Here is a 25,071-nt window from a genome sequence, read left to right on the forward strand (position 1 = left end):
ACGGGAAAAGGCCCGGGGTTTCCCCGGGCCTTTTCTTGTGCCTTCTCGGGCTACGCGCGCTGCGTCAAGAAACCAGCGAAGAAGTCTGCCAGCTCCTGCGTGGCGGTCAGCGGCAAGATGTGCGAGACGTAGTGGTCGGGACGCACGACCACGACGGCACCGTCACGGCTGATGCCACGGCTGTCGAAGATGTCTTCACCCGTTCCGTGAGAGGTGTCGCCCGAGCCCGCGGCGTAGACCTTCTCGTAATCGACGAGTTGGAAAGGGCCCACTTTCGGCAGGAAGAGCTTCGATACCCCACCGAAATCCACCTCGCGGTGACCCTCCTGGAAGATGACCTTCACGTCGAAAATGCTATCGATGTCTGCGCCGAGCGGGGTAAAACGCTGCAGCGGTGACTCGGGGCTTGTCAACATCCAATCAGCCCACGCATCGAGCTGCGTGCGGTCGGCATCGGCGAACGCGTACACTCGGTAGCGGCCGTCGGCGCGGTGGTGATGCCCGATCTGCACGGGCACCGCGTCGCAGACGCGGACGGTCTCGGCCGACCGGAAGCGCTTTCCCAACGGGTATCCAATTGCGAGTTCTTGATTCGCATTGTCTGCGGTCAGGGTTCCCGGCTGGTACTGCGTCATAAAGCCCGCGGGAAACTCGGCGGTGGCAACATAGAAGTCCTCGAGCTCCGAAGGGGAATCAAACTCCTCCGGACGCTTGGCCATCATCGACGACCACTCACGGTCAAAGTCGATCAGGTTCTTCGCGATCACCTGACGCTCGTCGCTGAAGGTCTCCAGCAGACTCTCTGGGCTCCGCCCCTCAAGCACGTACCCGAGCTTCCAGGCGAGGTTCCAGCCGTCCTGCATCGACACGTTCATGCCCTGGCCAGCCTTTGCACTGTGCGTGTGGCAGGCGTCGCCGAGGAGGAAGACACGTGGCTTGCCGTCGGGCGAGGTCGCCGCGTCGTCAAAGCGATCGGTCAGCCGGTGTGCCACCTCGTAGACGCTGCTCCAGGCGACGTTGCGCACCTCAAGCGTGTATGGGTGAATGATCGCCTGCGCGCGCTCGACGATCTTTTCGAGCGGCGTCTCACGCACCTTTCCATTGTCGTTCTCGTCGATCTCGCCGAGGTCGACGTACATGCGGAAGAGGTGGTTTCCCTCGCGCGGGATGTGGAGGATGTTTCCGCCGTCTTCAGACTGGATCGCGCACTTCTTGCGAATGTCGGGGAAGTCGGTCTCGGCGAGCACGTCCATCACGCCCCAGGCGTGGAAGGACTGATCGCCCTTCAGGCTGCCGCCAATCGCGTGGCGAACCCCCGACCGAGCACCGTCAGCGCCGACAACGTACTTGGCTCGCACCACCTTCTCCTGCCCCTCCTGGGGACCTGAGGTGTGCTTCAGCGTCACGGTCACCGGGTAGTCGCCTTCCCCGGTAACCTCAAGACCGACAAACTCGTATCCGTAGTCGACCTTGCCGCGCGCGGGCGCCTTTGCGGCGTATTCGGCGAAGTAGTCGATGACACGCGCCTGGTTCACGATGAGGTGGGGGAACTCGCTGATCCCGTTGGGATCATCCGGGGTAATCGCGGTGCGTGTGATGGAGCCCGGGTTTTTCGTGTCGGGCTTCCAGAACGCCATCTCGGTGATCTGATAGGCCTCCTGCACGATCTGCGGGGCGAAATCGAACGCCTGGAACGTCTCGACGCTGCGCGCCTGAATGCCGTCGGCCTGGCCAAGAACGAGGCGGCTCGGCCGACGCTCAATGATGCGCGTCACGACATTTGGGAACTGGGCCAACTGAGCCGCGGCGATGATGCCAGCGGGACCTGAGCCCACGATGAGCACATCGATTTCCTCGGGCAACTCTTCGGGCCGGTTCAGCCCGACACCTGCGGCAGGCAGGAGCCTCGGGTCTTCCGATACATACCCGTAGTGGTGGAATTGCACGCTGTCTCCTCACTGCACTGTGAGCGGCGTTCAAGGCTGATCGCCGCTACGTGTTCGCTATGTGAACACACATTCTAAATACTGCAATCCCCATTGTAGGCCTCGAATTCCCAAACGCAAAGCGCGAACTATTCACCGAGATGCTTTCGCGAAGAAATCGCACGCTCCGCCTCGCGCCGATCCTGTCGTTCGCGCAGCGTCTGGCGCTTGTCGTATTCCTTCTTGCCCTTCGCGAGTGCAATTTCCACCTTCGCGCGGCCGTTCAAGAAGTACAGCTGCAGCGGCACAATCGTCATGCCACCCTCGCGCGTCTTGCTATACAGCTTGTCAATCTGTTGGCGGTGCAGCAGCAGCTTGCGCTTACGCCTGGGCGCGTGATTCGTCCACGATCCATTCAGGTACTCGGGAATGTAGACGGCATCGAGCCAGGCTTCACCGTTCTCGATAAACACATAGCCGTCGAGCAACGATGCGCGCCCCATTCGCAGCGACTTCACTTCGCTGCCGGAGAGCACCATTCCGGCCTCGAATGTGTCGAGGATGTGGTAATCGTGCCGCGCCTTCTTGTTCGACGCGATCAGCTTCTGACCGGTCTCTTTCGGCATCGGATACCCCAGTTTCTTCCCACAGTGGATCGCTACACGGACTCTCAGCTTACCGCCGAAGCCGTGCAAGGAACTGGAGTTCTAGACGCGCAGGTATCGACTGATCGCGATCTTCGCGGCGATCGCAGACAGCACAACACCGATGCCCACCAAGATCGGTGGAACAATGAGCGATTGCTCTACCGTGACGTAGCTCGTGAAGGGCAGATTGACCACCAAGTAGTCCTGTACGAAGAACTTCACCACGGCCACCGATGCCACTCCCGCGAGCACCGCCCCGATGAGCGCCGAGATGATGCCCTCAAGAATGAACGGAGTTTGGATGAACCGGTTCGACGCACCGACGAGCCGCATAATTCCGATCTCGCGGCGGCGGGAGAAGGCGGATAGCCGGATGGTGGTGGAGATCAACAGCATCGCAGCGACCAGCATGAGACCGGCGATGGCGATTGCGGTGTAGCTGGCCACACCGAGGAAGAGGAAGATGCGATCGAGCAGACTGCGCTGATCGGTCACGCTCTGCACTCCGGGAATGCCGGTGAAGGTCTCTTGGATAATTGCCGACCGTGATGGATCCTCAAGCTTCAGCCAGAACGTCTGGTTGAGTTGCTCGGGGGTCGTGATGTCAACAATCGGGTTACCGGCGAACTGCTCGGTGAACTCGGTGTAGGCCTCGTCGTGATCCACAAAGAAATACTCGGAAATGTACGGCTGCAGCGTGGGAGAGTTCAGGGCTTCCTCGATGGCCGTGATCTGCTCCGGAGTCACATCGTCACCCGAACAGGTTGCGCTCTGGTCGAAGTCCGTGCACAGGTAAATCGCCACCTGGGCTCGGTCATACCAAAACGCCTTCATCTGCTGCACCTGAAGCTGCATCAGGATCGCGGCCCCCACGAAGGTGAGCGACACGAAGGTCACAAGTACGACAGAAATCACCACGGAAAGATTACGACGGAGACCGCTCCACACCTCGCCGAGAACAAGCCCCACCCTCATCGCACGGGCCCCACATCTGTTTGATCATCGTCATCTCGGGCATTCAGCCCCAGCCGCTCGGCCAAGCTTCCACGCTCGGCCAGACGCACCGGGTCCATGTCTTCGCCCGGTTCCAAGAACGCCGGGATACGGGAACCGGGGGCCCGAGTCGCGCGAACGGTGCGGTCGAGATCGTCAGGTGTCTCTGGCAGCGCGAGCGCTTCGGCCGGTTGCGCTGGTGCCGTGGATACTGGCTTCACCATCGTGGGGGCTGCCTCTGCCGAGCTGTCAGGAGTGGTCGCGGTGGGCTGCGCGGACGGAGCTGGCTGGGCATCCAACGCCTCGGCACCCTCTGTCTCGGGGCCGGGCTCAGGGGCAAGAGTCTGACGCACGACATCTTCACTCGCACGCAACACCTGCGCACCAGCGGCCGTCAGATCCGCCAACGGAATGGAGGCCGTTTCGCCGTACCCGCCGCTTTGTTCGTCGCGCACGACAACACCCTGCGACAGCTCGACCACACGCTGCTGCATGATGTCGACAAACGTCGCCTCGTGCGTCGCCATGACGACCGTGGTACCCGAGGCGTTGATTGCACGGAGCAACTGCATGATGCCGAGACTCGTCGCGGGATCGAGGTTGCCGGTCGGTTCGTCGGCGAGCAAGATCGCGGGCTTGTTGACGATGGCCCTGGCAATCGCGACGCGCTGTTGCTCGCCACCCGAAAGCTCGTGCGGGAAGCGCTTGAACTTGCCCTCGAGACCCACCATTTTGAGCGTGTCAGGCACCGCCTCCTGAATGAAGCCGCGCGATTTCCCAATCACCTGCAGAGAGAAGGCCACGTTGTCGTACACCGTCTTGTTCGCAAGCAACCGAAAGTCTTGGAAGACCACGCCCAAGTTGCGCCTGAAGTAGGGCACCTTGCGGTTCGAGATCTTACTCAGGTCGTGACCCAAGACGTGGATGCTGCCGCTAGAGGGTTGCTCCTCGCGGAGGATAAGCCGGAGGCAGCTCGACTTGCCGGAACCCGAGGCCCCGACAATAAAGACGAACTCACCGCGGTCGACGCGCAGGTTGACGCGGTCAAGCGCCGGGCGCTGAGTGCCCCGGTACTTCTTGCTGACGTTCTCAAAGAGGATCATGACGGATCGACCTTACGCCGAGCTGTGGCCTCCTCCCCCGCGACTCGCGGAGGAGCGGGCAGGTCTTAGCTCGCTTTGCCCAGCGAGCGCCACCGGATGCCCGCCGCGATGAAGCCGTCAATGTCTCCGTCGAACACCGCCTGGGGGTTGTTCACCTCGTGCTCGGTGCGCAAATCTTTCACCATCTGGTAGGGAGCGAGCACGTAACTGCGCATCTGATCGCCCCAACTTGCGGTGATGGTGCCAGCGAGCTCCTTCTTCTTCGCCGCCTCCTCCTCGCGCTGCAGCAGCAGCAGTCGAGACTGCAGCACACGCATGCCGGCGGCCCGGTTCTGAATCTGACTCTTCTCGTTCTGCATCGACACCACGGTGCCGGTGGGAATATGGGTGATGCGCACAGCCGAGTCGGTGGTGTTCACCGACTGGCCACCAGGCCCGCTCGATCGGTACACGTCGATGCGCAAGTCGCCCTCGGGAATCTCAACCTCAACAGCCTCGGGCATCAATGGAATCACCTCGACCGCGGCGAAGCTGGTCTGTCGCTTCCCTGCTGCGCCGAATGGACTCATGCGCACCAGGCGATGCGTGCCGGCCTCAACCGAGAGTGTACCGAAGGCATAGGGAGCATCGATTTCGAAGGTGGTCGACTTGATGCCGGCCTCCTCCGCGTAGCTCGTCTCCATGACCTGCACCCGATACCCGTGCTTTTCGGCCCAGCGCAGGTACATGCGCTGGAGCATCTCGGCGAAGTCAGCCGCATCGACGCCACCCGCACCCGATCGAATCGTCACCACCGCCGGATTGTCGTCGTACTCCCCCGAGAGCATTGTCTGCACCTCGAGTTCTCCCACGAGCGCCTCGATGGCCGCGAGTTCGCTCTTCGCTTCGTTGGCGGAGTCGTCGTCGTCCATTTCCTGGGCCAACTCGATGAGCACCTCAAGGTCATCGAGCCGGTTTTGCACCCCGCGCAGTTTCGCGACCCGCGCCTTGCGGTGACTCAGGCCACTGGTGACGCGCTGCGCCTCCTCCTGGTCATCCCAGAGGCCGGGCACGGCGGCCTGCTCCTCAAGTTCACCGATCTCGCGCTCGAGCTTCGGCAGGTCCATGACAGCGGCAATGTCAGCGTATGTAGAGCGCACCGCGCGGATGCGGCTACCGAGATCGAGATCAAGCATGATCCTGCAAGCCTACCTTCCTGCGGCACAGCGGGCGGCCTCACGCACAGTGGATCGGCCACGGCTCTGGCATGGCCAGGGCACGCGGCCGATCCACTGTGGAGTCGCTACGCGGCCTTCGCAAGCCGCTTTGCTCGGTTGATGCGCGACATCTGTACCGCGATAACGAGGATGATCGCGGTGAGGAACACCATCGCGGCGAGCACGTTTGCTTGCGCGGGCACCCCGCGAAGTGCGGAGGTGTAGATGAACTTCGGGAAGGTGCTTGCCGTGCCCGAGTTGAAGTTCGTGATGATGAAGTCATCGAACGACAATGCGAAGCTCAGCAGAGCCGCCCCAATGATGCCGGGCATGAGCATCGGGAGAGTGATGCGCCAGAACACCTGACCTGGCGAGGCGTACAGATCGCGTCCCGCTTCCTCGATGGCCGGGTTCAGTCCCGCCACGCGGGCCTTGACTGCCACCACGACGTACGAGACACAGAACATCGTGTGCGCGAGGATGATCGTGCCGATGCCCTTCTCGACACCTGCAAGCAGGAACTGCGCCGCAAGACCGGCACCCAAGACGACCTCGGGGGTGGCCATGGGCGTGAACAGCAGCAGACTGACCGTCGAGCGACCCTTGAACTTGTAGCGCACGAGGGCGATCGCGATCATGGTTCCGAGCACGGTCGCGGCAATCGTGGCAACAACGCCGACGAGAATGCTGTTGCCAAACGCCTGACAGACATTGGGAGCGCCGCAGGGATTCATCCAATTGTCGAAGGTGAACCCTCGCCAGGTGATGTTGTTGCGTCCCGCGTCGTTGAACGAGAACACGATGACCCAGAAAATCGGCAGCAGTAAGTAGATGAGCGCGATGATTCCGACCGTCGGAACGAACGCCTTGCCGAGACTGAAATTTCTCACAGCAGATCCTCCGTTCCACTCCTACGCACATAGGTGGCGACAATCACGAGAATGATCGCCATCAGGATCACCGAGAGCGTTGCCGCCATTGGATAGTTCTGGGACGACAGGAAGTTCGATTCGATGACGTTACCGATCATCGCGGTTCCGGTGCCACCGAGGAACTCGCGCGACGCATTGATGTAATCACCCGACATCGGAATGAAGCTGAGCAGCGTGCCCGACACCACCCCCGTCATCGACAGCGGCAGCGTGACCCTGAAGAACGTGGTCACCGGCGACGCATACAGGTCAGAACCCGCCTCCAACATGCGCAGGTCAAGCGATTGGAGCGAGGCAAAGATGGGTAACGTCATGAACGGTATGAAGTTATACGTCAAGCCAAAAATCACTGAGAAATCGGTGCCGATGAGTTCGGCGGGCAGTATCTGCTTCCACGCGAGGGTGCGCAGCAAGAAGCTGATGAAGAAGGGCGCGATCACGAGGATGAGTGCCAGGCCCTGGAGCATCGGGAACGGGCGCAGTTTCACACCGATCAGGTAGGCCAGGGGGTAGCTGATCAGCAACCCGGCGATGGTCGCGACGAGTGCGTACACGAACGACCGCAGAATATGCTGCCAGTACTCGGCAATCGCTGCGCCGTAGTTGGAGATCTGGAAGGCCGTAACGTACTCGCCGATGCCCGCGTTTTCGGGTGCCATCTGCAGCGACGTGATGATGAGTTGAATGAACGGCGCAACGAAGAACAGTGCCATGTAGGCGATGCCCGGTGCCAGCAGCACCAGGGCCGTCCATGAGCGCGTACGCGGTGCCTGCTCGATAACCGGCGCGTTCCCGGCAAAAGCGGTGAAAGCCATAGCCTCCCCCTACTCCGCGAGGCTCGCCTGGGTGGCGATGGCCCGAGTCGAGAAGTCGCCGTTGAGAGCTCCCGTATCAAGTCGGTCATCGGCGAGCCCGAAGGTATGTTCTGCCAACCAGCTGAGCCACACAGTGTCACCCAGGTGAGCGGCGGGGCCCGCTTCGACGTTCTGCGCGAAGACCTGAACCTCCCCAAATTCCGGCGCTTGCACCGAATACTGAGTACTTACGCCAGTGAAGGAGACATCGGTGATCCGCCCAGGGCCGATGACATTGACCGCTGGATCCTCAGGCGGAGCCTGGGTGTGCAGCCGCATCTTCTCCGGGCGCACGCCCACCGTGATCGTTCCGGAGTCTCGGGCGCTGCGACTGCGAAGCAGCGTGATGCGGTGCCCCCCCAGGTCGGTGTGGAGCACCTGATCGGTGCCCCCGACCACCTGCACCGCGAAGAGATTCGACTGCCCCAGGAAGTTGGCGACGAAGACCGTGCGGGGTAGCTCATACAGTTCCGCGGGAGCTCCCATCTGCTCGATGCGCCCCTTGTTCATCACGGCCACGGTGTCGGCCATGGTCATGGCCTCCTCCTGGTCGTGTGTGACGTGGAGGAACGTCAGGCCGACCTCCTGCTGAATCTGCTTCAGTTCTTGTTGCATCTGGCGCCGAAGCTTCAGGTCAAGCGCTCCGAGCGGTTCGTCGAGCAAGAGAAGCGCCGGCCTGTTGACGACAGCTCGGGCGAGTGCCACGCGCTGCTGCTGGCCGCCTGAGAGCTGTGCTGGCTTGCGATCCGCCACGTGATCGAGTTCCACAAGCTTCAGCGCATCATGCGCCTTCGCGAGTGGATCAGCGACCTTGCGTCGGCGCAGGCCGAAGGCGACGTTTTCGAGAATTGTCATGTGCGGAAAGAGCGCGTATGACTGGAAGACCGTGTTGACCTGCCGCTTGTGCGGCTTTAACGAGGTCACGTCTTTCCCGCCGATCAGGATATTGCCTGCGGTGGGATCCTCGAGACCCGCAACGAGGCGCAATGTCGTGGTCTTTCCACAGCCAGAAGGCCCGAGAAGCGCAAAGAACGATCCTGCGGGGATCTTCAGGTCGAGGTGCTCGATCGCGGTAAACCCGGGAAACCGCTTCTGGATTCCGACCAATTCCAGGTCGGCTCCTGCCTCGGCGAATGCTTGCACATCGGCCATCGTTAGAGCCCCAGAACTTTGTTGAAGTCGCTCGTGTACTTCTTGTCTTCCTGCGGGGTCAGCGTGCGGAACCCCTTCAGGCGGGCATTCATCTCGTCGTCGGGGAAGATCAGCGGGTTGTTCACCTGATCCGGGTTCACCTTCTCCATTGCCTCCTGTGCACCGACAACCGGAGTCACGAACCACACGTAGTCGGCGACCTCCGCCGCGACCTCAGGCTCGTAGTAGTAGTTGATGAGTTCTTCGACGAGAGCCTTGTTTTCTGCACTCGTGCCGTTGGGAACGGTGAACGAGTCAGCGGTGATCATGCCGCCCGACTCGGGCACCTCCAGGGTCCACCGCTCACCCTGCTCAGCGTTCAGGATCGCGATGTCACCGGTCCACGCGATCGCCGCGAGCGTCACGTCCTGCTCCAGGTCTTGCGTGTAGGAGTTGCCCTTGATCTGCGCAATCTGACCGCTTTGGATCGCGTCGTCAAGCCATGCGAGTGCAGCGTCGAATTCGGCATCACCCCACGCCCCAGCAGTATCGACACCCTGCGCCGACATGATGATGCCCATCGTGTCGCGCATCTCGGTGAGCACGCCCACTTTGCCCTTGAGCTCGGGGCGGAGGAAATCGTCGAGGGTCATGATGCCGTTCGGCACTGCCTCGGTGTTCCAGACGAAGCCCGAGGCGGGAGCCTGCCACGGCATCGTGAACTTCCGACCCGGGTCAAGGTCAAGGCTGTTCAGCAGCGACGGGAGGAGGTTCTTCGTGTTCGGCATGTTCGCCGCGTCGAGTTCCTGGACCTGCCCGTCTTGAATCAGGCGGCCATTCATCCAGTCGGTCAGAGTAATGGTGTCGTACCCGGTGAACTGGTCGAGCGCCAGCTGATCCTTGATCTTGCCGTAGAACGTGTTGTTGTCGTCGATGTCTTCGATGTATTCGACACCGATGTTGGTCTGTGCCATGAACGCATCGAGACTTGGCCAGGTGCCAGTTTCCTCGTCGTAATCGAGGTAGTAGGTCCAGTTGCCCCAGACGATCGAGCCCGCAGAGCCGTCGCCCTGCTCGACCCCCGCGCCACCTCCGCCCGCGCAAGCACTGAGAGCCAGCGCGCCGGCACCCGCGGCACCGACAGCGCCGCCGCGCAGGAGGGCGCGCCGGTTGAACTGAGACTGGCGAACCATGCTCACCAGATCACGGACGATGGGGTCTTGGGGAATGCGACGTACCACGAGGGGACTCCTTGACTCGTTTACAGCTAATGGATCCCGTTCAAGTCGCCAGTGGCGTCCTCGCCGGGGTCGGTAATCAGAGAATGTCACAGGTGCGCCCTATGAGACAACCTCACCGCACCCAAATCCGAAGATTCTTCATGAAACAGTTACACAGTCGAAATTCGAGCTACGGAATCAGTTGCAAATCCTCGCTTTGGGAGTGAATCTCGTCGTGAACGGAAGCACGTGCACCCTATCCGGGTGACAAGGGCACCCTGATCCGCTAGTGGATCTGGCTACTCGTCAAGGAAGTGCATGACGTGCTTAATGCGGGTGTAGTCCTCGAATCCGTACATCGAGAGGTCTTTCCCGTAGCCGGAATACTTGAAGCCACCGTGCGGCATCTCAGAGACAAAGGGAATGTGCGTGTTGACCCACACACACCCAAAGTCAAGGCGCTTGGTGAGTCGCATGGCGGTGCCGTGGTCTTTCGTGAACACTGAGGCGGCGAGCGCATAACGCACGCCGTTGGCAAGTTCAAGCGCCTCGGATTCGGTTTCGAACGTCTGCACGGTGAGTACCGGCCCGAAGATTTCCTCCTGCACAGCCTCGTCGTCTTGACGCATGCCGGTCACGATGGTGGGCGCGATGAAGTATCCCGACTCGCCGATACGCGTCCCGCCGGTGACCATCGTCGCGTGCTCTGGCAGCCGTTCAATGACCCCCAGCACGCTCGCAAACTGGCGGTCGTTGTTCATCGGCCCATAGAAGGGCTCGGCAACATCGGGGCCAATCGTGACCGTCGATTCCACAAAGCGTTTGAGTTCGGAAACTAACTCATCGTGCACGCTGGCCTGCACGATGAGCCTGGTCGCGGCCGTGCAGTCTTGGCCCGCGTTGAAAAACGCGGCTGTCGCGATAGCCTCGGCGGTCTTCGCAATGTCAGCGTCGGCGAAGACCACCGCCGGCGCCTTGCCACCGAGTTCAAGGTGCGTGCGCTTCATGCCGTCAATTGCCGAGTGCGCGACCTCCATGCCCGCGCGCACAGAGCCGGTGATCGCGACGAGCTCGGGCACCGGATGCTCGGTCAGGGCCTGTCCCGTCACACGATCGCCAAGAACGACGTTGAAGACTCCCGGGGGCAGAATGCCCTGGGTGATCTCGGCGAGGAGAAGTGTCGAGAGCGGGGTGACCGAGGCCGGCTTCAGCACGATCGTGTTTCCCGCCGCGAGCGCGGGCCCGATCTTCCACACCGCCATGTTGAGCGGATAATTCCACGGCGTCACCTGACCGACGACCCCGATGGGCTCCCGGCGCACATACGAGGTGTGGCCAGCAAGGTACTCGGTCGCGCCCTTACCTTCAAGGTTGCGGGCAGCTCCCGCGAAAAAACGGAGCTGATCGACGGACTGCATGATCTCGTCAGCGATGATCGAGTGCCGTGGCTTCCCGCAGTCGAGTGACTCCGCGTCGGCAAAGTCGTCAGCGCGGCGTTCCATTTCAGCGGCGATCCTGTGCAGCGCAAGTGAACGCTGCTGCGGGGTGGTCGCACCCCACTCGCCCGCAAAGGCCGACTGCGCGGCGCGATAGGCGCGATCCACCTCTGCAGCAGAGGAGACCGGACCCGTCGCAATGACTTCCTCCGTGACCGGATTGATCACGTCAAAACTCTGGTCAGACTCGGATGGAACGAAATCACCGTTGATGAAGTTCTGTAGTACACGCATGTCGACCAGCCTAGATGAAATCGACCGCCCAAACACTAGGCAACTTCGAAAATCAGCTGGGCAGGTGCCTCTTCTCTGCGAATTCCTTTGCATTTTTGCCGACGAGGTGTCAAGATCAGTGGTGTGAGCACCAAACGAACCAACGTCGCGCTTGACGCGACCTCGAAGGCGATCATCGAGCAGCTGCAGCTCGACGGTCGCCGTTCGTACGCCGAAATCGGCAAGGCGGTTGGTCTCAGCGAGGCGGCCGTGCGCCAGCGCGTGCAGAAACTTACCGAGGCGGGCGTGATGCAGATCGTTGCGGTCACTGACCCGATGCGTCTCGGCTTCAGTCGCCAGGCGATGCTCGGGATCCGGGTCTCGGGTGATACCCGAGTCGTGGCCGACCACCTCTCCGAGATGCCCGAGGTCGACTACGTTGTCCTCAGCGCAGGCTCGTTCGACATTCTTGCTGAAGTCGTCTGCGAAGACGACGACGCGCTCATTGAACTCCTGAATCACAAGATCCGGGCCCTGGATGGCGTCTCAACAACCGAGACGTTCGTCTACCTCCAACTGAAGAAACAGAAATACGACTGGGGAACACGATAACCATGTCTTACGATCCAACAGCCCAGGCCGACACCACGGCCCTTCAGGCGAGCGCCAAGAAACACCTGTGGCCTCACTTCACCAACCGCAAGGTGCTGAACGACGGCATCCCCGTCGTGACGCGCGCAGAGGGTCACCACATCTACGACGCATCGGGCAAGAAGTACTTCGACGGCCTCTCGGGCCTGTTCGTCGTCAACGCCGGCCACGGCCGCGACCGGATCGTTGAGGCCGCAGCGAAGCAGATGAAGCAGCTTGACTTCATGCCGCTGTGGTCATATGCGCACCCGGCCGCCGTCGAGCTGGCCGAGCGCCTGTCGAGCTACGCACCCGGCGAGATGAACAAGGTGTTCTTCACCACCGGTGGTGGCGAGGCCGTTGAGTCAGCCTTCAAGCTGGCCAAGCACTTCTGGAAGATCCAGGGCAAGCCGATGAAGCACAAGGTGATTTCGCGTGCGGTTGCCTACCACGGCACCCCGCAGGGCGCGCTGGCTATCACCGGCATCCCCGACATGAAGAAGTTCTATGAGCCCCTGACCCCGGGTGGTCACCGCGTGCCCAACACCAACTTCTACCGCGCAAGCGAGGCCGGCGCGCCGTCTGACGACATCGAGGCGTTCGGCCAGTGGGCAGCGAACCGCATCGAAGAGGCGATTCTCTTCGAGGGTGAAGACACCGTGGCGGCCGTCTTCCTCGAGCCAGTACAGAATTCGGGTGGTTGCTTCCCGCCTCCCCCCGGATACTTCAAGCGCGTGCGTGAGATCTGCGATCAGTACGATGTGCTGCTCGTCAGCGATGAGGTCATCTGCGCCTACGGCCGCATCGGCGACTTTTTCGCGTCGAAGGCGCTTGGGTACGAGCCCGACATCATCACCTCGGCCAAGGGCATCACTTCGGGCTACGTGCCCCTGGGCGCGATGCTCGTGAGCGACAAGGTATCCGAACCGTTCAACTCGGTCGAGAACACCTTCTACCACGGCTTCACCTTCGCTGGCCATCCGGCTGCAGCCGCGGCTGCGCTTGCAAACCTCGACATTTTCGAGGAAGAAGACCTCAACGGTCGCGTGCGCGAGAACAGCCCGTTGTTCCGTGCCGAGCTCGAGAAGTTGCTCGACATCGACATCGTCGGTGACGTGCGCGGCGAGGGCTACTTCTTCGGCATCGAGCTCGTGAAAGACAAGGCGACGAAGGAAACCTTCAACGCCGAGGAGTCGGATCGCCTGCTGCGCGACTACCTCTCCCCCGCGCTCTGGGAGGCCGGCCTCTACTGCCGCGCTGACGACCGGGGAGACCCCGTCATCCAGCTCGCGCCGCCGCTCACGATCGGCCCGGCCGAGTTCGCCGAAATTGGTGGCATTCTCCGCAGCGTACTGAAGGATGCCTCCTCGAAGATCTAGTCTTCGGGTGATCCTCGGAATGGCCCGCGCTCTGCTTCGGCAGGCGCGGGCCATTTGCGTTCGCTGACTTCCTACCTTCAGAGTCACCTTCAACCTGCAGAATCACTTTCAACCTGCAGAATCTCGCATCATCTGCCGGATAGAGGTCACACTGCCGGTTGAGCCTTGAGCGCCAACCGGGGACAAACCGATGACAGACAAGTGGCACACGTGTGGCACGCGAGAACCAGGCGGGCACGCAAAAAGCCCCGCTCCAAACGGAACGGGGCTTCTGGCTTCGAGCGTGCGCGACTAGCGGCGCAGGCCCAGGCGCTCGATGAGCGAACGGTAACGGGCGATGTCGACCTGCTGCAGGTATCCGAGCAAACGACGACGCTGGCCCACGAGCAGCAGCAGACCACGACGCGAGTGGTGATCGTGCTTGTGCTCCTTCAGGTGCTCGGTCAGATCCTTGATGCGCTGGGTGAGCATTGCCACCTGCACCTCGGGAGAACCGGTGTCACCGGGCTTGGTTGCGTACTCATCGATGATGGACTTCTTGACCTCTGCGTTCAATGACATAGGGGCTCCCTTTCGTTTGTTGCGCGGCGCCAATAACACGATGTTGTGGCTCTCTCGATCCGCGGCCGTTCTGACGGCAACCTGTACAGCCTACCAGGAGTTGCAGCGCCGGCGCACAGTGGATCGGCCTGACGTCTGCGCGATCCACCACTGCTGTTCGACAACGCCGGGCGCGAAGCTGTTCGAAAACGGTTACGCCCGGGCAACTGACGCGTAACGCTGTCGAAACACCCGGCGCGCAAACTGACTGCACACGATCTCTCAAACCCCGGCAGCTTGTCGGAGAAAGGCGGCAGACATGACTCCAAATGCCGTTTGGATGGTTACCAGCACCGCACTGGTGCTGCTGATGACCCCGGGCCTGGCCCTGTTCTATGGCGGGCTTGTGCGGGTGCGATCCGTCGTCAACATGATGTTGTTCAGCCTGAGCGCAATGGGCGTGGTCGGGATCCTCTGGATCATCTTCGGGTACAGCATGACGTACTTCGCCGACGGAGAGGCGCCGATCTGGGCGGGCGATCCGCTGAAGGATTTCGGCCTCATCTCGACTGACCCGGCGGGCTTCGTCGGCGCCGGCTTCGGCGTGACCTTCGCCATGATCAGCACCGCCCTGATCTCGGGCGCAATCGCAGACCGCGTCGGCCTCGGCTCATGGGTGCTGTTCGCCGGATTCTGGGCTGCACTCGTCTACTTCCCCGTCGCCGCATGGGTCTGGGGCGGTGGATGGATCCAGACCCTTGGCACCATGCTCGGCACCGCAGAGGTCATTGACTGGGCAGGTGGCACGGCCGTGCACATCAACGCGGGTGCCGCAGCACTGGCACTGGCGCTGGTGGCTGGCAAGCGAGTTGGCTTCGCCCGCGGCTCACACCGCCCACACAGCGTGCCACTCGTGACCATCGGTGCAGCGCTCCTGTGGTTCGGCTGGATCGGGTTTAACGCTGGCACCGCCGGCGACGACGTGCAGGTCGGGCTCATCGTGGTCAACACGATCGCCGCCCCGGCAGCGGGTATCATCGGCTGGCTCCTCACAGACGCGGCCCGCGGACGCAAACCGGGCGTTATCGGCGCAGCTTCGGGTGCTGTCGCCGGTCTCGTGGCAATCACCCCGGCCTGCGCGAATGTGTCTCCGATCTGGGGTCTGCTCCTCGGCCTGATCGCAGGAGCCGCGAGCGCCATCGCGATCGACTGGAAGTACCGCCTTGGGTTCGACGATTCGCTCGATGTGGTTGGGCTGCACCTGGTCGCCGGCGTCATCGGCACCCTGTACCTCGGATTCTTTGCGATCGACACCGGCCTCTTCACCGGTGGCGACGGCGGGCAGCTGCTGGTGCAGACAATCTCGGTTCTCGCGGTCGCTCTCTACAGCTTCGTGGTCTCGCTGCTCATCGCCTTCGGCGTGAAGCTCGCGACCGGGCTGCGAGTGCCAGTTGAAGTGGAAGAGGGCGGGATCGACTCGATCCACGGGGAAGAGGCCTACGCTCTCGATGAGACCGAGGTTGCGATCGCCAAGTAGGCGAAGCACCTCACCAAGCGGGTCGGGTCCAGGCAGCGTCGTCTGGGCCCGCCCCTATGGTGTGCGGGGGTGGATCGGCGCGAGTAGGCTCGGAGTCATGCCTGGCGCCCCCACCCCCGCACTGCACGTTGATCCCTCCGAATTGGCTCGTCTTGCGGGTGAACTCGCCAGAAGCGTCGGAGTGCGGATCCGTGCGATGCGCGAGCAGGGAGTCGATGTCGCGGCCACGAAATCAAGCCTCACCGATGTCGTCACCGCGGCAGACCGCGAGGCAGAAGAACTGTTAGTCGCTGGAATCCTGGCGGCACGCCCCGATGATGGGTTTCTCGGGGAGGAAGGCGCCGACTTGACTGGCACCACAGGTATCACCTGGGTGATCGACCCGATCGACGGCACCACGAATTACCTGTACGGTCTGCCCGCCTACGGCGTGAGCGTGGCGGCCACCGTGGCCGATGGTTCGGCAGCTGGCCTGCAGTCAGGCAATACCCACGACGGGCGACGCGCAATCGCGGGGGCCGTGTACATCCCGGTCACAGACGAACTCTTCACCGCCTTCGAGGGCGGTGGCGCCATGTTGGGCGGCGTGGCCGTCGCTGTCTCGACCGAAGAGGATCTCGGCCTCGCCCTGGTGGGTACCGGCTTTGGGTACACGCTGGAACGTCGAACCGAACAGGCAAACGTCGCGCGGCACATCATCCCCCAGATTCGGGATCTTCGCCGTATGGGATCGGCGTCGGTGGATCTCTGCATGATCGCCTCGGGGCGACTCGATGCCTACTACGAACGGGGATTGCAACCGTGGGACTACGCCGCTGGCGTGCTCATCGCGCGCGAGGCGGGAGCCGAGATTCTTGGCCGCGACGGCGATACCCTTCCCGGGGAGCCGCTGCTCATCGCCGGGCCACCTACGCTCGCGCGCAAGCTCCGCGACTCGGTTGCTGCGGCCTACGCGGCGGGCTAGAGACTCTCGGCGATCCCCGAGCTACAGGCTCGCTTCTGTGCGGCGGTAGGTGAGGTCGCGAATGTCTCGCCCAGCCTTTGCGCCCTTTTCCTCGAACGCGGTGAGAACCCGGCCCTCGAAACGCGGGGCCCAGTCGCCGTCGAAGTCGCGCTCGAAGCCTGGTGCCGCGTCCAACACTTCCCTCATCTGCTTTGCGTAGTCGGCCCAGTCGGTCGCGAGCCGCAATACGCCGCCCGACTTGAGCGCACGCTGTGCCGTGGGCACGAAGTCTTCCGACACGAGACGACGTTTGGTGTGCCGAGATTTCTTCCACGGGTCGGGGAAGAAGACCCAGAGCTCATCTACTGACCCCGCGGGCAACGCCTGATCCAGCACCTCGGGCGCGTTTGCCTCGACGAGTCGCAGATTCTCGGTCTCGGCCCAATCCGCGCGAATAATCGTGCGGGCAAGCCCCGCACGAAACACCTCAATCGCGAGGAAGTTGTGCTCGGGGCGCTCCTTCGCCGCGTGCACGATCGCGTGCCCCTGCCCCGAGCCGATCTCGACGACAAGAGGGGCATCACGGCCGAATGCCTCGGCGGGGTGCAGACTGGCATCCTCCGAAATGCTCGTCACCGCGTGCCCGCGGGGCAGCTCAACCAGGTAGCGCGGGCCCAGATCCTCCCACGCGCGCTCCTGCGAGGGCGTCATCCGCCCGCTGCGGCGCACGAACGAGACGGGCTTGTCGCGAAAGGTGCGCGGGTCGAAGCTCTTGGCGGGCAGGGGCTGCACGGTGGTCTCGTTCACGCTTCAACGGTAGCGCAGCCGCACTGAATGGATGCCGATCGGTAGCATGGGGGCATGACGCGGAAGATCTTGCTCGTGAACGGGCCGAACCTCAACCTGCTCGGCGTGCGCGAGCCCGGCGTGTACGGTACCGACACCCTAGACGACATCGTTGACCTGGTTACCGAAACCGCAGACGGGCTCGGCTTCGGCGTGCGCGCGGCACAGAGCAACCACGAGGGTGTGCTGATCGACGCGATCCACGCCGCCCGAACCGACTGCGATGCCATCGTCATCAACCCGGGTGCCCTCACGCACACGTCGATCGCCCTGCGCGATGCGCTCTCTGGTGTCGCTCTTCCCGTCGCAGAGGTGCACCTGAGCAACGTCCATGCGCGCGAGGAATTCCGTCACCACTCCTACATCTCCCCCATCGCCGAGTTCGTGATCGCGGGCGCGGGCATTCAAGGGTATGAGTTCGCAGTGCGCAGGCTCGCGCACCTGCTCGGCTAGCCGCAGCGAGCTCGCCGCACCTGCTGTGGCGGCAGGTGCCGCCGCCACGCCCCCAATCAGCCGATCTACGGTGCCGTCGGAAATATCGCAAACAAGTCGGGGTTGTGCGCGTGCACGAGCACCGCAAACACGACCGCGTCAAACAATAGGTGCACGGTGACCACGTACGACAGCGATCGTGTGCGCACGAAGATCCACCCCTGAATGAGCGCGAACGGGATCGTGAGCGCCGGGCCCCAGGCGCGGTAGCCGAGTTCCCAGAGGAACGAGACGAAGACAATCGCTTGGAGCCCGTTTGCCAGCCAATCGGGAAAGTGTCGGCGCAGCAGCGCGAACACCGTGCAGATGAAGAAGAGCTCATCCCAGATACCCACGGCGCCCACACCCACGAAGAGTCGCGCGATGAGTTCGGGCGAGTCGACAACCGGCCAGTTCTGGTAGACCCCCGACCCGATGAAGTAGAAGGGCAGGATCAACCAGCCGAGCACGAGCACCGCGACGAGCCACCCCCAGTGCAGGAGACCCCACTGTCCACCTCCCCCACCCCGCGCTTCGCTCCGTGGGCTGCCGCCGTGGGCGGCACCGCGGGCTACGACATCACTCTGTGATGCCGCTAGACGCCCGCCACCCCGCGCTTCGCTCCGTGGGCTGCCGCCGTGGGCGGCACCGCGGGCTACGACATCACTCTGTGATGCCGCTAGACGCCCGCCACCCCGCGCTTCGCTCCGTGGGCTGCCGCCGTGGGCGGCACCGCGGGCTACGACATCACTCTGTGATGCCGCTAGACGCCCGCGCCACGGAAACCCGGTCGCGCGGTCGCGGTATACGTACCGCGAGATGAGGTACGGCACAAGCACCGCCCCACCGAGGGCCAGCGTAAACCGCACGAACGCCAAGTTGTCGAGCTCGGCGGCGAGGGGAATCGAACGCACGATCGCGAGGCCGATCGCAATCAGTGACAGGTCGCGCAGCAGCGACGCTGGTCGCGGCATCATCTCGGGTTGGTGGATCGCCGGCGCGTTCGCCCCGGCTCGCCCAGCCTCGTATCGCTCCGCGATCCACGCACCGACGAGACCCGTGGCAAGCAGCACCCACCCGAGCCACGCGATCTCGGCGACAAAAAACGCCGGGGCCGCAAGGCACACCAGCAGCGCCGCAGCCAGGTACCCGAGGCGAACGGGTCTCTTCACTGCCAGAGCATGAGTGTCGGGGCGCATAGCCAACAGCGTATCGACTCTGATCCCGACCGAGCGAGTACCCTGTCGCCATGGATACACCGCACCCCGCTGATACGCACGACACGATCCGAGTGCTGGGCGCACGCGAAAATAACCTGCAGAACATCAACGTCGAACTGCCCAAGCGCCGCCTCACGGTCTTCACGGGCGTGTCAGGATCGGGCAAGAGTTCGCTGGTCTTCTCGACCATCGCCGCCGAGTCTCAGCGCCTCATCAACGAGACATACAGTTCGTTCGTGCAGGGGTTCATGCCACAGCTTCCACGCCCCGATGTCGACGTGCTCGAGGGACTCACGACGGCGATTATCGTCGATCAACAGCGCATGGGCAGCGACCCGCGATCCACCGTGGGTACCGCGACCGATGCCAACGCGTTGCTGCGCATTCTCTTTAGCCGACTGGGCCAGCCCCATGTTGGCGGACCGCAGGCCTTCTCGTTCAACGTCGCCTCAGTGAGCGGCGCCGGTGCACTCACGCACACTCAGGGCGGTCGCACGGTGAAAGAGCGGCGCGAGTTCAGCATCACGGGAGGAATGTGCGCGCGTTGCGAGGGTCGTGGCAGTGTGTCCGATTTCGACCTCACCGCGCTGTTTGACGCCGAAAAGACCCTGAACGAGGGGGCCCTGACCATCCCGGGGTACAGCATGGACGGCTGGTACGGGCGCATCTATCGAGCCAGCGGGTTCTTCGATGCCGACACCCCGATCCGCAACTTCACCCCGAAGCAGCTCGAGGCCTTGCTGTATCAAGCACCCACCAAAATCAAGGTCGACGGCATTAACGTCACTTTCGAGGGCCTCATTCCGAAGATCCAGAAGTCATTCCTCTCGAAGGATCGCGAGGCGATGCAACCGCATATTCGCGCGTTTGTGGATCGAGCGATCACCTTTCAAATCTGCCCCGAGTGTGAGGGCACGCGCCTCAGCGAGGCCGCGCGTTCATCGCGCATCGAGGGGGTGAATATCGCCGATGCCTGCGCGATGCAGATCAGTGACCTCGCGCAGTGGATCGCCGATCTCGCTGCGAAGCCCCAGGCGCGCGGGCTCGCACCACTGCTGGCGAACCTGCGCGACACCCTCACGTCATTCGTGGAGATCGGGCTCGGATATCTGAGTCTCAACCGCCCGGCAGGCACGCTTTCCGGTGGTGAGGCGCAGCGCACGAAAATGATCCGACATCTGGGTTCGAGCCTCACTGATGTGACCTATGTCTTCGACGAACCGAGCATCGGCCTGCACCCACACGATATTCAACGCATGAACGAGTTGCTCCTACGTCTCCGCGATAAAGGCAACACGGTGCTCGTAGTCGAGCACAAACCCGAGATGATCGAGATCGCCGACCACGTCGTCGATCTCGGCCCAGGGGCAGGCAAGTCGGGCGGGCGAATCTGCTTCGAGGGCACCGTCGACGGCCTCCGCCGCAGCGACACCGTAACCGGTCGGCACTTGGATGACCGGGCGCGACTGAAGCCCGCAGTGCGGACCCCCACCGGTGTGCTGGAGATTCGGGGCGCGACCCGCAACAATCTGCGCGATCTCGAGGTGGACATTCCACTCGGGGTGCTGACCGTCATCACCGGAGTCGCCGGATCCGGCAAGAGTTCCCTCATCGACGGTTCGGTGGCGAATCGAGACGGGGTGATCTCGGTGGATCAGGGCGCGATCAAGGGCTCGCGCCGCAGCAACCCGGCGACGTACACCGGGCTGCTCGACCCGATTCGCAGTGCGTTCGCGAAGGCGAACGGGGTCAAACCGGCACTCTTCAGCGCAAACTCGGAGGGTGCGTGCCCTGAGTGCAAGGGTGCCGGAGTCATCACCACCGACCTGGGTGTCATGGCGAGCGTCGAGAGCGTGTGCGAGGTGTGCGAGGGGCAGAGGTTCCAGAGCGATGTGCTCGATTATCGACTCGGGGGACGGAACATCGTCGAGGTACTCGCCTTCAGCGTGATTGAGGCTCGGGAGTACTTTGCTGCGCCCGAATCGAAGGTGGCGAAGGCCGCAAATATCCTTGAGCGCATGGTCGATGTGGGCCTCGGGTACTTGACGCTCGGGCAACCCCTCACGACGCTCTCAGGCGGAGAGCGACAGCGCCTCAAGCTTGCCATCGCGATGGCAGAGAATGCCTCGATCTTTGTACTCGATGAACCCACGACTGGCCTGCACTTGGCCGATGTCGAGCAGTTGCTCGCGCTGCTCGATCGTCTGGTCGATGCCGGCACAACGGTGATTGTCATCGAGCACCACCAGGCGGTGATGGCACACGCCGATCACCTCATCGACCTGGGTCCGGGTGCCGGGTTGGCGGGCGGCCGCGTGGTGTTCGCGGGCGCGCCAGCAGAGCTTGTTGCGACACAATCAACCCTGACCGGGCAGCATCTCGCACAGTACGTAGGGAGCGGTCAATCGGCGAGCGGATCCTGAGGAAGACCTGGCTCAACCGGATCCTTGTCACTCCGGCGTTCGGCGGGCACCGTCGTCCCCGAGTCGTCGCCCTCTGCCTCCGCACCGGGCAGCCCCATCTCTTCCGGGGCAGATGCGAGGCAGTTGAGCGCGCGAACCAGGCGGTGGAGTTCTCCGACGGCACGCTGTTTGGGAACCAGCACCACTCGAGCAAGGTGAAGCCGGTCGTTGTCACGTAACTCCGCCGGAAGCGGATCGGTGTGTGCGATGCGACCGGATTCCAAGATTCCCGAGAAGCGATGGTTCAGCTCGTCAAGCTCCGCGACGGTCGGTGCCACCCTGAGCCGCATAACCAGGCGCTTCTTTTCCCAGCGCAGCGAGTCATAGTTGCGCCAGAAGCCCGTGACCTCGGCCACGGCTTCCTCGACGGAATCGGTGATCAACACTCGGTCGAGATCTCCGGGTGAAATAACCCCGCTGCCCTCGAGCTGCTCAAGCGCGAAGCGCTCGAATCCGCGCCAGAATGTTCCACCAGGTCGATCAAGCAGGACGATCGGCACGGGCACCATCTTGCCGGTCTGCTGCAGGGTGAGGAGTTCGAACGTCTCGTCCATCGTGCCGAAGCCGCCAGGCAAGCACACGAATCCGCGCGATTCCTTCACCAGCATCAGTTTGCGAGTGAAGAAGTACTTCATGGAGACGTGTCGCTCGTTGTGGGCGACAACAGCGTTGGGCCTCTCCTCGAAGGGCAACCGGATCGACACTCCGAGCGAACGATCGGGCCCGGCCCCGATGGTTGCCGCCTCCATGATGCCCGGCCCGGCTCCGGTAACCACCATCCACCCGCGAAGCGCGAGACCACGGGCCGCGCCCTCAGCCTGCTCAAAGAGTGGATCGTGCGACTGTGTGCGCGCGGATCCGAAGATCGTGACCTTCGGCACTCCGCGATGCGCTGCAAACACCTGAAACGCCTCACGCATTTCTTCGAGGGCTGCGGCGGAGATCTTGAGGTCAAGCCGTTCGGTGTCATCGAGGCCGAGCCCGATTCCCGTGGCCAGGATCCGCGATACCAATTTCCTGTGCGAGGTCACGCCAGCCTGGTCGAGCAACGACGACAGTGCGTCGCTCAACTCGGGATCTGGCGCGCCCACCGACGCGCGCGCGTCAGTGTTGCTCACGAAACGGTGACCACCTCGGGTGTGCCCGTCTCGCTCGCGGGCATTGAGGCGGCGAGACGGTTGGCCTCTTCGATCAGAGTGCGCACGATCTCGCTCTCGGGAACGGTCTTGATGACCTCACCCTTCACGAAGATCTGGCCCTTGCCGTTGCCGGATGCGACCCCGAGATCGGCCTCGCGCGCCTCGCCCGGGCCATTCACCACGCAGCCCATGACGGCCACGCGCAGGGGCACGCTCATACCCTCGAGGCCCTTCGTGACCTCCTCCGCCAGCGTGTACACGTCGACCTGCGCACGTCCGCACGAGGGGCACGACACAATCTCGAGCTTGCGCTCGCGAAGATTCAGCGACTGCAGAATCTGCAGCCCCACCTTTACTTCCTCGACCGGAGGCGCCGACAGTGACACACGGATCGTGTCGCCGATGCCCTCGGACAGCAGGATGCCGAACGCGGTCGCGCTCTTAATGGTGCCCTGGAAGGCGGGGCCGGCCTCGGTCACGCCGAGGTGCAGCGGCCAATCGCCCCGCTCTGCGAGCTGCCGATATGCCTTGACCATCACAACTGGGTCGTTGTGCTTGACCGAGATCTTAAAGTCGTGGAAGTCATGCTCCTCGAACAGCGACGCCTCCCATACTGCGCTCTCGACGAGCGCCTCGGGGGTCGCCTTGCCGTACTTCTGGAGCAGACGCGGGTCAAGCGATCCAGCGTTCACACCGATGCGGATCGACACTCCCGCGGCTTTTGCTCGGCGGGCAATTTCGCCGACTTGGTCGTCGAACTTGCGAATGTTGCCCGGATTCACGCGGACCGCCGCACACCCTGCATCGATGGCCGAGAAGACGTAGCTGGGCTGGAAGTGAATGTCAGCAATGACCGGAATCTGACTCTTCTTCGCGATGATCGGCAGCGCCTCGGCATCATCCCGGCTCGGGCACGCGACGCGCACGATGTCGCAGCCGGAAGCCGTGAGCTCGGCGATCTGTTGCAGTGTCGCGTTGATGTCGGTCGTCGGGGTCGTCGTCATAGATTGCACAGACACGGGCGCGTTTCCGCCCACCATCACCGACCCGACCTTGATCTCGCGGGACTTGCGCCGCGGGGCGAGAACTTCGGGTACTTTCGGCATTCCGAGATTGATTGCAGCCACGACATGGAGTCTAGCGCGGCCGACCCGGGGCGACCTTGGAACCAGCCTCCTGACGTAGGATCGCAGTGCCCCATAGAAACTCACGGAAACAGCTGATGTCGATCTCACCTCCTGAAGACCCCACCAACCCGGCACGCAAGGATCAGACCACCCCCGAAGCTCCGGGTGCAACCGCACTCCCTGAGTCGCACCTCCGCCGCCGGCCGGCGCGGACGCTCGCGCGCAAGCGTCGCGCCCTCATCGCCGGAGCGGTCGCTCTTCTCGTGGTGCTCGGTGGCGGAGCCACAGCTTGGGCGGTTGCGGCGAACGGCAGCCGCGGCGAAGTCGCGGCTGAGCGACCCGATCCACCGGAGAAGGCAACACCCACTCCCACTCCCACACCCACACCCACACCCACCCCAACTGCCGAGCCAGCGCCCGAACCGATACCGGAACCCACACCCGAGCAGGCCCCGGCACCGCAAGGAAGTCTCGACGACCCAAACTCGATCACTGTCGTCGTGAACAAGCAGCGCCCACTGCAGCCTGCCGAGTGGGCACCGAGTGATCTCGTGATGCCGCAGGGCATCCCCAATACCAACGGGCAGCCCCTGCGATCCGAGGCTGCGGGTGCGCTGCAGCAGATGTATCAGTCGGCGACCGCAGCAGGCGTGCCGTTCATCATCACGAGCGCGCATCGCGATTACTGGATGCAGACCAGCCTGTTCAACAACTACGCAGCCCGCGACGGAGTCGCCGCGGCCGAGACCTATTCGGCACGGCCCAGCCATTCCGAGCACCAGACCGGGCTCGCCGCCGACCTCGACGACGGTTCCGGCTGCGCCTTCATGTCGTGTTTCGGGGAGACCGCTACGGGCCTGTGGCTGCGCGAGAATGCGCACCAGTTCGGCTTCATCCTGCGTTACGACAACGGGCAGCAGGGCGTGGTGGGCTACATCTACGAGCCCTGGCACTTCCGCTACGTGGGCATCGACATCGCCACCGATATGCGCGCGAAGGGTATCGTCAACCTTGAGGAGTACTTCGGTCTTCCCGCGGCACCCGGGTACTAACGCGGTGAATCACGC

22 protein-coding genes are annotated in these 25,071 nt (G+C 63.0%); 7 read left to right on the forward strand and 15 right to left on the reverse strand.

Going from position 1 to position 25,071, the window contains the following annotated elements:
• Window positions 1-50 precede the first annotated feature (50 nt).
• The 10 genes from ACTNFK_RS09180 to ACTNFK_RS09225 form a co-directional block, all read right to left on the reverse strand.
• Window positions 51-1,946: an FAD-binding monooxygenase gene (locus ACTNFK_RS09180; RefSeq protein WP_433646898.1), complete on the reverse strand. Its 1,896-nt coding sequence runs from the start codon at window positions 1,944-1,946 to the stop codon at window positions 51-53.
• Window positions 1,947-2,074: 128 nt separating this feature from the next.
• Window positions 2,075-2,551 (reverse strand): SsrA-binding protein SmpB, encoded by a 477-nt coding sequence (gene smpB / locus ACTNFK_RS09185; protein WP_435936891.1) that lies wholly within the window; start codon window positions 2,549-2,551, stop codon window positions 2,075-2,077.
• A gap of 81 nt (window positions 2,552-2,632) precedes the next feature.
• Window positions 2,633-3,547: a permease-like cell division protein FtsX gene (ftsX, locus tag ACTNFK_RS09190; RefSeq protein ID WP_435936890.1), complete on the reverse strand. Its 915-nt coding sequence runs from the start codon at window positions 3,545-3,547 to the stop codon at window positions 2,633-2,635.
• Entirely contained in the window at window positions 3,544-4,668 is a 1,125-nt protein-coding gene (gene ftsE / locus ACTNFK_RS09195) for a cell division ATP-binding protein FtsE (RefSeq protein WP_435936889.1), read from the reverse strand. Before ftsE ends, ftsX begins: the two co-directional genes overlap by 4 nt.
• Window positions 4,669-4,733: 65 nt before the next feature.
• Window positions 4,734-5,843, reverse strand: a complete 1,110-nt coding sequence (gene prfB, locus ACTNFK_RS09200; protein ID WP_435936888.1) for a peptide chain release factor 2 — start codon at window positions 5,841-5,843, stop codon at window positions 4,734-4,736.
• 107 nt (window positions 5,844-5,950) lie between these two features.
• Window positions 5,951-6,754 (reverse strand): ABC transporter permease, encoded by an 804-nt coding sequence (locus ACTNFK_RS09205; protein ID WP_435936887.1) that lies wholly within the window; start codon window positions 6,752-6,754, stop codon window positions 5,951-5,953.
• Entirely contained in the window at window positions 6,751-7,611 is an 861-nt protein-coding gene (locus tag ACTNFK_RS09210) for an ABC transporter permease (RefSeq protein WP_433646888.1), read from the reverse strand. Before ACTNFK_RS09210 ends, ACTNFK_RS09205 begins: the two co-directional genes overlap by 4 nt.
• Window positions 7,612-7,620: 9 nt before the next feature.
• Complete coding sequence (locus ACTNFK_RS09215) at window positions 7,621-8,802, reverse strand: ABC transporter ATP-binding protein (protein WP_435936886.1); 1,182 nt, start codon at window positions 8,800-8,802, stop codon at window positions 7,621-7,623.
• A gap of 2 nt (window positions 8,803-8,804) precedes the next feature.
• Entirely contained in the window at window positions 8,805-10,022 is a 1,218-nt protein-coding gene (locus ACTNFK_RS09220) for an ABC transporter substrate-binding protein (RefSeq protein ID WP_433646886.1), read from the reverse strand.
• A gap of 278 nt (window positions 10,023-10,300) precedes the next feature.
• A complete protein-coding gene (locus ACTNFK_RS09225; RefSeq protein ID WP_435936885.1) occupies window positions 10,301-11,731 on the reverse strand; it encodes a gamma-aminobutyraldehyde dehydrogenase in 1,431 nt (476 codons plus the stop codon).
• 123 nt (window positions 11,732-11,854) lie between these two features.
• Between ACTNFK_RS09225 and ACTNFK_RS09230 the strand changes: the two genes are divergently transcribed.
• Window positions 11,855-12,322 carry an Lrp/AsnC family transcriptional regulator gene (locus ACTNFK_RS09230; protein WP_435936884.1) on the forward strand — a complete coding sequence of 156 codons (468 nt, stop codon included), beginning with the start codon at window positions 11,855-11,857 and terminating at the stop codon, window positions 12,320-12,322.
• Between the two features lie 2 nt (window positions 12,323-12,324).
• Window positions 12,325-13,719 carry an aspartate aminotransferase family protein gene (locus tag ACTNFK_RS09235; RefSeq protein ID WP_433646883.1) on the forward strand — a complete coding sequence of 465 codons (1,395 nt, stop codon included), beginning with the start codon at window positions 12,325-12,327 and terminating at the stop codon, window positions 13,717-13,719.
• Between the two features lie 291 nt (window positions 13,720-14,010).
• Here the strand turns inward: ACTNFK_RS09235 and rpsO are convergent, their stop codons facing one another.
• On the reverse strand, window positions 14,011-14,280 hold the full coding sequence (rpsO, locus tag ACTNFK_RS09240) for a 30S ribosomal protein S15 (protein WP_433646881.1): 270 nt from the start codon (window positions 14,278-14,280) through the stop codon (window positions 14,011-14,013).
• 298 nt (window positions 14,281-14,578) lie between these two features.
• Between rpsO and ACTNFK_RS09245 the strand changes: the two genes are divergently transcribed.
• Together ACTNFK_RS09245 and ACTNFK_RS09250 are read left to right on the forward strand one after the other, a co-directional pair.
• The gene (locus ACTNFK_RS09245) at window positions 14,579-15,796 is read left to right on the forward strand and encodes an ammonium transporter (RefSeq protein ID WP_433646880.1); all 1,218 of its coding nucleotides are present in this window, start codon (window positions 14,579-14,581) and stop codon (window positions 15,794-15,796) included.
• 97 nt (window positions 15,797-15,893) lie between these two features.
• Window positions 15,894-16,760 carry an inositol monophosphatase family protein gene (locus ACTNFK_RS09250; RefSeq protein ID WP_435936883.1) on the forward strand — a complete coding sequence of 289 codons (867 nt, stop codon included), beginning with the start codon at window positions 15,894-15,896 and terminating at the stop codon, window positions 16,758-16,760.
• A gap of 21 nt (window positions 16,761-16,781) precedes the next feature.
• Here the strand turns inward: ACTNFK_RS09250 and trmB are convergent, their stop codons facing one another.
• A complete protein-coding gene (gene trmB / locus ACTNFK_RS09255; protein WP_435936933.1) occupies window positions 16,782-17,450 on the reverse strand; it encodes a tRNA (guanosine(46)-N7)-methyltransferase TrmB in 669 nt (222 codons plus the stop codon).
• Between the two features lie 150 nt (window positions 17,451-17,600).
• Here trmB and aroQ point away from each other — a divergent pair, with 150 nt between their 5' ends.
• Window positions 17,601-18,038 carry a type II 3-dehydroquinate dehydratase gene (gene aroQ, locus ACTNFK_RS09260; RefSeq protein WP_435936882.1) on the forward strand — a complete coding sequence of 146 codons (438 nt, stop codon included), beginning with the start codon at window positions 17,601-17,603 and terminating at the stop codon, window positions 18,036-18,038.
• A 65-nt stretch (window positions 18,039-18,103) separates the two neighbouring features.
• Here the strand turns inward: aroQ and ACTNFK_RS09265 are convergent, their stop codons facing one another.
• Window positions 18,104-19,228 carry a CPBP family intramembrane glutamic endopeptidase gene (locus ACTNFK_RS09265; protein WP_445117152.1) on the reverse strand — a complete coding sequence of 375 codons (1,125 nt, stop codon included), beginning with the start codon at window positions 19,226-19,228 and terminating at the stop codon, window positions 18,104-18,106.
• A 77-nt stretch (window positions 19,229-19,305) separates the two neighbouring features.
• Between ACTNFK_RS09265 and ACTNFK_RS09270 the strand changes: the two genes are divergently transcribed.
• The gene (locus tag ACTNFK_RS09270) at window positions 19,306-21,699 is read left to right on the forward strand and encodes an ATP-binding cassette domain-containing protein (RefSeq protein WP_435936880.1); all 2,394 of its coding nucleotides are present in this window, start codon (window positions 19,306-19,308) and stop codon (window positions 21,697-21,699) included.
• On the opposite strand, the gene ACTNFK_RS09275 is transcribed toward ACTNFK_RS09270, so the two are convergent.
• Together ACTNFK_RS09275 and ispG are read right to left on the reverse strand one after the other, a co-directional pair.
• Entirely contained in the window at window positions 21,678-22,856 is a 1,179-nt protein-coding gene (locus tag ACTNFK_RS09275) for an LOG family protein (protein WP_435936879.1), read from the reverse strand. The two genes, ACTNFK_RS09270 and ACTNFK_RS09275, sit on opposite strands and share 22 nt — an antisense overlap.
• Complete coding sequence (gene ispG / locus ACTNFK_RS09280) at window positions 22,853-24,004, reverse strand: flavodoxin-dependent (E)-4-hydroxy-3-methylbut-2-enyl-diphosphate synthase (protein ID WP_433646873.1); 1,152 nt, start codon at window positions 24,002-24,004, stop codon at window positions 22,853-22,855. The genes ACTNFK_RS09275 and ispG overlap by 4 nt, the downstream gene beginning before the upstream one ends.
• 95 nt (window positions 24,005-24,099) lie before the next feature.
• On the opposite strand from ispG, the gene ACTNFK_RS09285 reads away from it, so the two are divergent.
• Window positions 24,100-25,056, forward strand: coding sequence for a M15 family metallopeptidase (locus ACTNFK_RS09285; RefSeq protein ID WP_435936878.1), 957 nt, complete (start codon window positions 24,100-24,102; stop codon window positions 25,054-25,056).
• Window positions 25,057-25,071: the final 15 nt, after the last annotated feature.

The sequence above is a fragment of the Leucobacter fengyongliangi genome, assembly GCF_052386045.1.

Bases quoted from the DNA above. Each gene is read 5' to 3' on its own strand.
- smpB (WP_435936891.1), bottom strand. From the start codon at position 2,551: ATGCCGAAAGAGACCGGTCAGAAGCTGATCGCGTCGAACAAGAAGGCG.
- ftsX (WP_435936890.1), bottom strand. From the start codon at position 3,547: ATGAGGGTGGGGCTTGTTCTCGGCGAGGTGTGGAGCGGTCTCCGTCGT.
- ftsE (WP_435936889.1), bottom strand. From the start codon at position 4,668: ATGATCCTCTTTGAGAACGTCAGCAAGAAGTACCGGGGCACTCAGCGC.
- prfB (WP_435936888.1), bottom strand. From the start codon at position 5,843: ATGCTTGATCTCGATCTCGGTAGCCGCATCCGCGCGGTGCGCTCTACA.
- ACTNFK_RS09210 (WP_433646888.1), bottom strand. From the start codon at position 7,611: ATGGCTTTCACCGCTTTTGCCGGGAACGCGCCGGTTATCGAGCAGGCA.
- ACTNFK_RS09215 (WP_435936886.1), bottom strand. From the start codon at position 8,802: ATGGCCGATGTGCAAGCATTCGCCGAGGCAGGAGCCGACCTGGAATTG.
- ACTNFK_RS09225 (WP_435936885.1), bottom strand. From the start codon at position 11,731: ATGCGTGTACTACAGAACTTCATCAACGGTGATTTCGTTCCATCCGAG.
- ACTNFK_RS09235 (WP_433646883.1), top strand. From the start codon at position 12,325: ATGTCTTACGATCCAACAGCCCAGGCCGACACCACGGCCCTTCAGGCG.
- rpsO (WP_433646881.1), bottom strand. From the start codon at position 14,280: ATGTCATTGAACGCAGAGGTCAAGAAGTCCATCATCGATGAGTACGCA.
- ACTNFK_RS09245 (WP_433646880.1), top strand. From the start codon at position 14,579: ATGACTCCAAATGCCGTTTGGATGGTTACCAGCACCGCACTGGTGCTG.
- ACTNFK_RS09250 (WP_435936883.1), top strand. From the start codon at position 15,894: ATGCCTGGCGCCCCCACCCCCGCACTGCACGTTGATCCCTCCGAATTG.
- trmB (WP_435936933.1), bottom strand. From the start codon at position 17,450: ATGACGCCCTCGCAGGAGCGCGCGTGGGAGGATCTGGGCCCGCGCTAC.
- aroQ (WP_435936882.1), top strand. From the start codon at position 17,601: ATGACGCGGAAGATCTTGCTCGTGAACGGGCCGAACCTCAACCTGCTC.
- ACTNFK_RS09270 (WP_435936880.1), top strand. From the start codon at position 19,306: ATGGATACACCGCACCCCGCTGATACGCACGACACGATCCGAGTGCTG.
- ACTNFK_RS09285 (WP_435936878.1), top strand. From the start codon at position 24,100: ATGTCGATCTCACCTCCTGAAGACCCCACCAACCCGGCACGCAAGGAT.